This window comes from Candidatus Electronema sp. JC (assembly GCF_048287365.2).
In the GTDB taxonomy this organism is placed as follows: domain Bacteria; phylum Desulfobacterota; class Desulfobulbia; order Desulfobulbales; family Desulfobulbaceae; genus Electronema.
On record NZ_JBLWEM020000024.1, the window covers coordinates 63627 to 71743 of the forward strand.

Sequence of the window (8117 nt, forward strand, 5' to 3'; positions counted from 1 at the left end):
CATATCAACTGGAAACGCGGTGAGCAAAGTGTCGAACGCGGCTTTTTCGCCTGAACCGCCGCAGGGGCTGCGGCTGGCCGCGCTGCTCCTGCTGCCCCCCGCCGTGCTCGGTCTGGCCCTGCTTGGCCTCACGCTGCCGTGGGGCTGGACGGTGCTGCTGCATATCAGCTTGGCCTTGGCCGGACTGGTGCTGCTCAAGCCGTTTTTCGGCCTGGCCCTGCTGTCCTTCACCGTGCCGGTGACTTCCTTTGTTCTGTACGCTGCGATCCGGGCGGAATGGAACTTCATCACCGGCATGAACTACATTGACGCGCTGCCGATCTCGCTGCCGCTGATCCTGCTGACGTGGCTGGCCTTGCGCCTCCACCGCTGGAGCGGCCTGCTGCCCGCGCCCGGACGGAATCCGCTCCGCTTTCCTCTGCTCCTCCTGAGCGGCTACGCGGCGACCACGATCTTCTGGGCTGAAAGCCAGCCGCACAGTCTGTTCCAGCTGCTCATCCTGCTGGCCAATGTCCTGCTCTTCAACCTGACTGTGGCCTTGATCAATGACGAGACGCGGTTCCGCCGCGCGCTCTGGCTCTGGACGCTGTCAGTCGGCTTTCAGGGTGCCTTCGCTCTGGCCTCGTTTTTTTTCGATTCCGACCTGATCACTCAGAAAATCCCGCCGGATCTTATTCTCGGCTTCCACTTCTTCGGCAGCTTCCTCCAGCCCTCCGGCTGGCCGCAGGTGGCTTCGGGCCTGCAAGACCACCACGAGACTTCGCTGCTGATGAACATGACCTTTCCGGCGGCGCTCGGCCTGCTGCTGACCAGCACTTCCCGCTTCCGGCAGGTGCTGCTCGGCGGCCTGCTCTTCCTCATGCTCTTTGTCACCCTGCGGACGGAAAGCCGGGCCGGCTTCGGCGCGCTGCTGATCATGGGATCGGCCATGCTGCTCCTGCTCCGCCCGCTGCGGGGCAGACTGCTCCGTCTGCTGCCGCTCTTCGCCCTGCTGATCATCACCACCTACACCGCCCAGCAGGCCGTGGTCTCGCTGATCATCGGCAAAAATTTCACGCCACGACTTTTTTCACTGGGAATCAAGGCGGTTGAGTCCGGCGACGCAATTGACCCGGAAATTGAGAACAAGAAGCACAGCCGGAAACGGCTCTGGCTGAACAGTTTCCGCAAATACAGCGAGGTGCCGCTGCAAGGCTTCGGAGTCGGCAATCTGAAGAAGGAGATGCAGGCCCCGCACGCCCACAGCATTTTTTTTTCCACCTGGTTTGATTTCGGCCTCGTCGGCCTGCTTTTCATGCTCTGGCTGACCATCTATTACGCCAGAAACCTGCTGCCGTCCCTGCTCGCCCAGCGCAGCCGACAACAGCTGGTTGTCAGCGCCATGAGCGGCGGGCTGCTGGTGATCTGCCTGCAAGGGCTGGTCGATTTTGAATACAACACTCCCAGCATCTGGCTGTATTTCGCCCTGATGACCGCCGCGCTCAATCTTGCAGCGGCGGAACAAAAACGCCATGCAAACCCATGAGTCCCTTGGCCGCGATGTCCTGCGGCTCATCGTTTGGTATCCTCTGCGCGGGCTGCTGCGGCTGCTGCCCGCCGCGTCCGGCTTCGCCCTGCTCCGGCGCATGGGCGACCTCCATTATCAGGCCGCGATAGGCAAACGGCGGCAGCTGGCCGACAATCTCCGCCGGATGGGCATTCCGCCGGAGCGGCATGAGCAGGCGGCGCGTTCCTATTTTCGCAATCATTATGTGGATCAGCTTTTCCCGTTGATCGCGCCCAAGCTGACTGCGGCCAACATCGGCAGCTTTCTCAGCGTGTCCGGCCTGAGCCACCTTGACGCGGTCCTGCGGAAAAAGAAGGGTGTGGTGCTGGTGCATGGGCATTTCGGCCCAGCCCATCTGCCGCTGGCCGGACTGGCCCACATGGGCTATCCGATGAAGCAGATCGGCAATCCTTCTGACAAAGGTCTGAGCTGGATCGGTCGGAACGTGGCCTTCCGTCTGCGGATGCGCTATGAAGGGAAAATGCCTGCGGAAATCATCAAGGCTGATGCCTTTCTGCGTCCGGTCTTCGCCGCTCTGAAACAGAATCAGGTGGTGATGATCACCGGCGACGGCTCAGGGACAGAGGAAGAGTTCGGCAGGCAGGAGGACTGCCTGCTGCTCGGCCAGCCAGTGCGGCTGCCGCTTGGCCCGGCGATTCTGGCCCGGAAAACTGGGGCGGCCCTGCTGCCGCTCTTTCTCCTGCCGGGACGGGAAACACCGTTCGCCGCCTGCATCGGCGAAGAAATCAAATCGCCCCTGCCCGGCCTTGAAGGCGCGGCGGCCTGCGCCCGGAGCTTCTCCGCCCAGCTGGAGCAGCGCATCCTCCACGAGCCGGGCTGGATGCACTTCCTCGACCGCTTCCAGCCGGGGCAATTTGTGCAAAAAGAAAGGCGGGCGGCCCAGTTTGCTGACTGAGCCGCCCGCCTTGTTCAGCAGGTGCTGCGCCGCGTCTGTTTAGAAACGCATCCGCAGACCAGCGCCGAAGCGGCCATACTCGCCGAGCGTGTCCAGCTCGTCAAGGCCGGAACGGGCCTCGAAGAACAGCGAGGCGTTGAAGGTCTCCGGCCTGCCGTAGATGCGGGCGCCGATGTTGGCGATCAAGTCAACGTCGGTGTCCTCAGCCTCCAGATTGTCGTCGCCGGAAGTGATCCAGCCGCCCAAGCCGACACCGACAAAAGCCTGCGACCACTGGTTGCCGAACATGAAGCGGAACCAGTCGTACTGCAAAAGGAAATCGACCAGAATGGCATCATCGCCGTCGGTGCCGTCCAGATGCGGCGCGCCGCCGACCATCGCCAGCAAGGACAGCCGCCTGCTGAGGGAATGCTCAACGCCTGCCCGCAGCAGAAGATAGTCCGCCGGATCTGACTGATGCAGATAGCCGACATCAGCGACAAAGCGGAAGCCGTAGCAGGAGAGGCAGCCGACCTGCCCTCCAGATGACTGCTTGTAGCTGCCGCTGTCACCATAGCTGTAGCCGCTGTCGGCAGCTGAAACCCCGCCGCTGATGACCTCCTTCAGGGCCAGATTGCCGCAAACCAACGGCACAGCAAAAATGTACTGCGAGCCGTTGCTGTAGATGGAGAACTCATAGGCAGGCATAGACCTTCTGCCGCCCCACGTCATGTCATTGACCACCTGCACCGAACCGTACACCTTGGACAGCATCCAGATGAAATTCTCGCCCGGCTGATAGTCAACCCGGCTCACGTCGGCCTGCGGAAACTGCCGCATCAATGGCTGGTACAGCTCAGGATACCCGGCCTGATAGAGGCCGTCGCGGATGTCCTCCTGCGCGATCTGCATCATTGAGCGCAGATCGGAGACCGACCGCAGCGGCGGCGCATAAAACGGATTGCGCCGGACATTGGTCACTGTCACCGCCTGCGCGGCGCAGACAGACAGCGCCAGCAGCAGGGCAGCTTGAAACAACACTTTCAGCTTCATCGTCTTCCTCCCTTCCTTCTTTTGTGGATCAGCGCCCGCCGCAAAAAAAAGCCTGCGGCAGGAAATTTAAAAATTTGTATTTCTTCTTTATATAAATTCCCCGCCGCTTTTGCAAGGCAAAATCGCAGGCAGGCCCGGAAAAAATAACAGTTTCAGCTATTTTTTGCTGTTGATTTTGTTGAAAAAACACGCAAGGCGAATGTGTTGTGGCACTCTGTGGCGGCAAATGCCGCTGTCTCCGCTGGAAAAAACTTGACTTTCCTCAGAGAGGCATCTACACTCATTTTCAAGTGAAAAATTTTCACTTCCCTGCGGCTGGGCCACGCCGATCCTGAGCAAAAGCAGCATGACAATGAGGAGACACGACTATGGCCAGCATTCTGAATCCCACGCTCACCATTGAGGAGCACACCGAGTCAACTGTCAAGGCGAGAGTCAAATACACGGTGGCGCAGTTTCCGCCAGAATACTGGGCTGGAACAGTGTATTACGAGGAAATTCATCTCATCGGCGACGACCGTCCTTTCAATCCTGCGGAACCGTCAGGAACAGACATCATGGTGGCTTCATTCACCCCGCAGTACATTTCAAACCATCCTGTCGTTATACCACCGCGCTTCTATTTTGAGCGGGAACGGGTGCTGATTGTCGGCAAATGCGCTTTGGACGAGGATCCGGGCTTCACAATGTACGGCCTGCCCAAGCCGGATGAGATTTTTGCCCGCATCACGCTGAAATATGCCGCTAATGTTCCATTCCCATTTGCAACTCTGCCGCCGTCTTCTCAGCCGGTCACAGCAGCGACCGCCCAGAGCAACACTGTCACTGGCAGCTGGTGTTAAACCAATAGCTCCATCAAAGCCGGGGCGGCGAAAGCCCCGGCTTTTTCAGCTCCTCCCGCAGCATTTGTCCAAGCCCTCAACCAGAGCCAGCGGCGGCTTGACCGCGTGCACGCCTGCTCCGCCTGAATCTGGCCGCATCCCGCGCAGAAAAAGATAGAAGGCTCCGCCGAAGTGCCGCTCGTAGCTGTAATCGCGGATTCGTCCAGCAAGAAAGCGTCGCAGAGCCACAGTGTAGATCAGATATTGCAGATCGTAGCGGTGCTCCAGCATTGCGGCATCAAGCCGCTCCGGGCTGTAGTCCTCCGCCCGGCTGCCGAGATGGTTTGATTTGTAATCGGCCAAGTAATATTTCCCCTGCCAGCAGAAGACCAGATCGATGAAGCCAGTCATCAGCCCGTTGAGGCTGCCGCCGCTTTCCGGCAGAGGCGGCACGCCGAACGCGGCCAGCGTCCGGTTGAATTGTTCTAACCGCAGCTGCTCCAGCGTAAAATGAAAGGCCATCTCGTTGACCCGCTCGCTGTCTTTGAGGCGAGAAAGAGAGAAAGATCCGTCCTGTTCGGCCAGGGGCGTATGCAGGACATCTTCCAGCCAAGCTGCGACCGCTGACAGCCACTGGCCGCTGGCAAAGCCCGCCCGCTCCAGCCCAGCGCGGATGATCTCCTCGCGGCCTGCCGGATCGGTAAAGCTGATTTGCTCCAGAATGCCGTGCAGGCAGGTGCCTGCCGCCGCGCCTCTGGGGAACGTGAAGGCGTTGCATTCCGCTGCTGCCGCTGACTGCCCTTCGGTCTGCACAGCGTCGTGATCCGGCTGCTCCGGGCTGCTCTCGCGCTGGCCCGCTGTGAGGCTGGAATAGCTGACAATGCGCCAGTCACTGTCGATTCTGCCAGAGAAATGGGCGGGGCAAAGCGGCTGCTCTGGCACCGCCGCAGGCCCCTGTTTAGGCAAAGTAGTCAATGCCTGCCACGGCCTGAGTGTGGCCACTCGCCCCAGCCGTTGCATCGCCTCTTCGCCTGACTGCTGGAGGAGATAGAAAAAGGCACTGTCCTCCATGCCGCTGACCCGGCCCCAGCAGAAGAAGCAGGCTTGCGCCGACCTGGTCATTGCCACATAGAGCAGGCGGAGGTCTTCGGACAGCCGCTCGCGCTCGGCCAAGGCAAGGTTCTCCTCGCTGCCGGTGCCGAGATCAAGGCAGAGCCGCTCCGGCTGCTCAGGCCGGTGAAAGGAGAACGGCTTGCCGCCATCACAGGGGTGGCACGTCCAGAGGAAGGGCAGGAAAACCAACGGATATTCCATGCCCTTGGCTTTATGGACAGTGACGATCCGCACCAGATTTTCATCGCTTTCCAGCCGGAGCTGCTGCGCTTCAGACTGCCCTTCCGGCTGCCGCATCTGGTCGCTGAACCAGCGCAGGAGCGCGTCCGGGCCATGCTGCTGGCGCGAGGCCTCCTGAATCAGCTCGGCGAGATGGAGGTAATTGGTCAGCGTCCGCTCGCCGGAGGGCGCACTGTGCAGCCGCCGCACCGTGCGCTGCTCGCTGAGGAGCTGCTGAAACATGGGCAGAAAGCCCTGCTCCAACCACGTCTTCCGGCAGCGGGCGAACATCTCCATCACCGCTTCCCGCGCCTGATCATCCTCGCGCAGGCGGTCGATCTGCTCCGCTGTCCAGCCGAAGAGGCCGCCTGCCAGCACGGTGCGGGCCAAGGCCAGATCGCTGAGGTCGCAGAGGCAGGCCAGCAGGCGGAGAAGCTGCTGGGCCTCCTTGGCGGCAAAGACGTAATCCTTGTCGCCGCAGACGCTGGCTATGCCTGCCGCGTTCAGCTCCTGGCGGATCAGCTCGGCCTGCTCGTTGGTGCGAACCAGCACGGCGATGTCTCCGGCAGCCAGCGGCTCTTCGCCCAATCTGGCGCGGCCCGCCTGCCCGGCGGCCAAGAGCGCGGCAATCTCAGCGGCGCAGCGGCGGGCGGCCTGCTCGTCTGCCGCCGCCTTGGCCAGCGGCTTGTCGCTTTCCTCCAAGAGCAGGCAGGTCATGGCTGGATGCGGCTGCCCGTCGAGACGCAGGGCGTGAACATCCTGCCGACCGGCAGCCCGCACGTGGGGAAAATCAATCTCTTCTTTGGCAAAGCCGAACGGCGCGTCCACAGCGAAGAGCGCGTTGACCGCCTCGACCATCGCCGTGCTGGAGCGGTGGTTGACGGTCATGGTCAGCCGGTTTTGCGGCTTGGTGTCGCGTTTGGCCCGCAGATAGGTGAAAATTTCCGCACCCCGGAAGCTGTAGATGGCCTGCTTGGGATCGCCGATCAGGAACAGCCCAGCTGTCCGGGCCTGCGCCGCCGCGTGGATGGTCTTGAAGATGCGGTATTGCAGCGGGTCGGTGTCCTGAAACTCATCCACCAGAATGACCGGGAAACGCCGGGCGATGCGCTTGGCCAAAACCTCGCCCGCCTCTGCCCGCAGGCCCTTGTCCAGCCAGCTTTGCAGGTCGTCGAAACTGAGCTGGCTTTGCTCCTGCCTGCGCCGGGCCAGCTCGTCCCGCAGAAAATGCCGGGCCTCCAGCAGCAGGGCCACCCGGCGGCCATTCATCAGGCGGCTGTGGTCATTGAGGAACTGCTCGAAGTGATGGAGGAAGGGATGATCGGGCGGCTCGCCCTTCTTCTTGTTTAGACAGGCAGCAACCATGCTGACAGTGAACAGCTCCAGCCCTTTGGCCATTGTCTGCGGCCATTCTGGAGCAGTGAGCAGGCGTTCCAGAATGGCCAAGACCTCTGTCAGCCGCTCTTGGCCGTAGCTCTTCTTGTTGTCCCGCAAGAGGCGGGGGCTGCTGCGGAGCAGTTCCGCAATTTCCTCCCGGCACTGCTGCCACACTCTTTGCAGTCCGGCAAAGAGTTGGCCCAGAGCGACAGTCTGCACATCTAACTCAGTCGCGTTGATCAGCGGCAGGCAGTCCACATCCTCGCGCTCCCAATGCCTGCCGAGCGCGGCCAGCAGCCCTTCCGGCGAACGCCACTGCGCCAAGGCCCAGGCCGCCTCCTCCGGCGGGGCCGGATAAAACCGCTGCCGCCAGAAATCTTCAATGATCCGCAAGCGCAGCAGCCCCTCGCTGTCAGTCAGCTCCATCTCAAAGGGCGCGCCCGACTCAAAGGCGTGCTCTTGCAGCATCCGTCGGCAGAAGCTGTGGATGGTGCAGATGGCCGACTCGTCCATCCGCGCCAGCGCGTCGCGGAGCAGCGCAGCCGCCTTCTCCGCATCGCCCGCCTGAGCCAGCAGCGCCGCCAAATTCTGATCATCCGCCGCGCCGCGTTCCAGCGCGTCGAGGCCGTCGCGGATGCGCTGGCGGATGCGGCCCCGCAGCTCCTCTGCCGCCGCCTTGGTGAAGGTGACGACAAGGATTTCGTCCACGGCCAGCTCCTGCTCCAGCAGCAGGCGGAGGAAGAGCTGGGCGATGGTGTAGGTCTTGCCCGTGCCAGCGCTGGCTTCAATCAGGATTTGGCCGCGCAGAGGGAGGGTGAGAGGATCGAGTGGGCGCATGAGGAGAGGAAAATTGGCGGCGGCTGGCTGTTGCGGTTTGGCGGCAACAGGTTGTTACAGCCGAAGCAACATGTAATCATGTCCTGTTGCCTTATCTTTGCTCATGCAGCTATATTATAGCCGTAGCACAATAAATTGACTATAAGCATGGTTGCTGAAAAATCTCATCTGTCGAACAGCCAAGTTTTCTTCTGAGTGCCTTTGCTTGCGCCCATTTATGCTCTATGGGGTTCAAATCAGGAGAATATGGCGGAAG

General features: G+C 61.3%; 5 protein-coding genes. 3 read left to right on the plus strand and 2 right to left on the minus strand.

From position 1 onward, the window contains the following. Nucleotides 1-19 precede the first annotated feature (19 nt). Together ACNKH3_RS03975 and ACNKH3_RS03980 are read left to right on the plus strand one after the other, a co-directional pair. On the plus strand, nucleotides 20-1525 hold the full coding sequence (locus ACNKH3_RS03975) for an O-antigen ligase family protein (protein ID WP_417915979.1): 1506 nt from the start codon (nucleotides 20-22) through the stop codon (nucleotides 1523-1525). After that, nucleotides 1512-2462 carry a lauroyl acyltransferase gene (locus ACNKH3_RS03980; protein WP_417915978.1) on the plus strand — a complete coding sequence of 317 codons (951 nt, stop codon included), beginning with the start codon at nucleotides 1512-1514 and terminating at the stop codon, nucleotides 2460-2462. The genes ACNKH3_RS03975 and ACNKH3_RS03980 overlap by 14 nt, the downstream gene beginning before the upstream one ends. A gap of 39 nt (nucleotides 2463-2501) precedes the next feature. On the opposite strand, the gene ACNKH3_RS03985 is transcribed toward ACNKH3_RS03980, so the two are convergent. After that, nucleotides 2502-3494 carry a hypothetical protein gene (locus tag ACNKH3_RS03985; RefSeq protein ID WP_420208330.1) on the minus strand — a complete coding sequence of 331 codons (993 nt, stop codon included), beginning with the start codon at nucleotides 3492-3494 and terminating at the stop codon, nucleotides 2502-2504. Between the two features lie 368 nt (nucleotides 3495-3862). Between ACNKH3_RS03985 and ACNKH3_RS03990 the strand changes: the two genes are divergently transcribed. Continuing rightward, nucleotides 3863-4336 (plus strand): hypothetical protein, encoded by a 474-nt coding sequence (locus ACNKH3_RS03990; protein ID WP_420208331.1) that lies wholly within the window; start codon nucleotides 3863-3865, stop codon nucleotides 4334-4336. A gap of 45 nt (nucleotides 4337-4381) precedes the next feature. Here the strand turns inward: ACNKH3_RS03990 and recB are convergent, their stop codons facing one another. After that, nucleotides 4382-7861 carry an exodeoxyribonuclease V subunit beta gene (recB, locus tag ACNKH3_RS03995; protein WP_417915820.1) on the minus strand — a complete coding sequence of 1160 codons (3480 nt, stop codon included), beginning with the start codon at nucleotides 7859-7861 and terminating at the stop codon, nucleotides 4382-4384. Nucleotides 7862-8117: the final 256 nt, after the last annotated feature.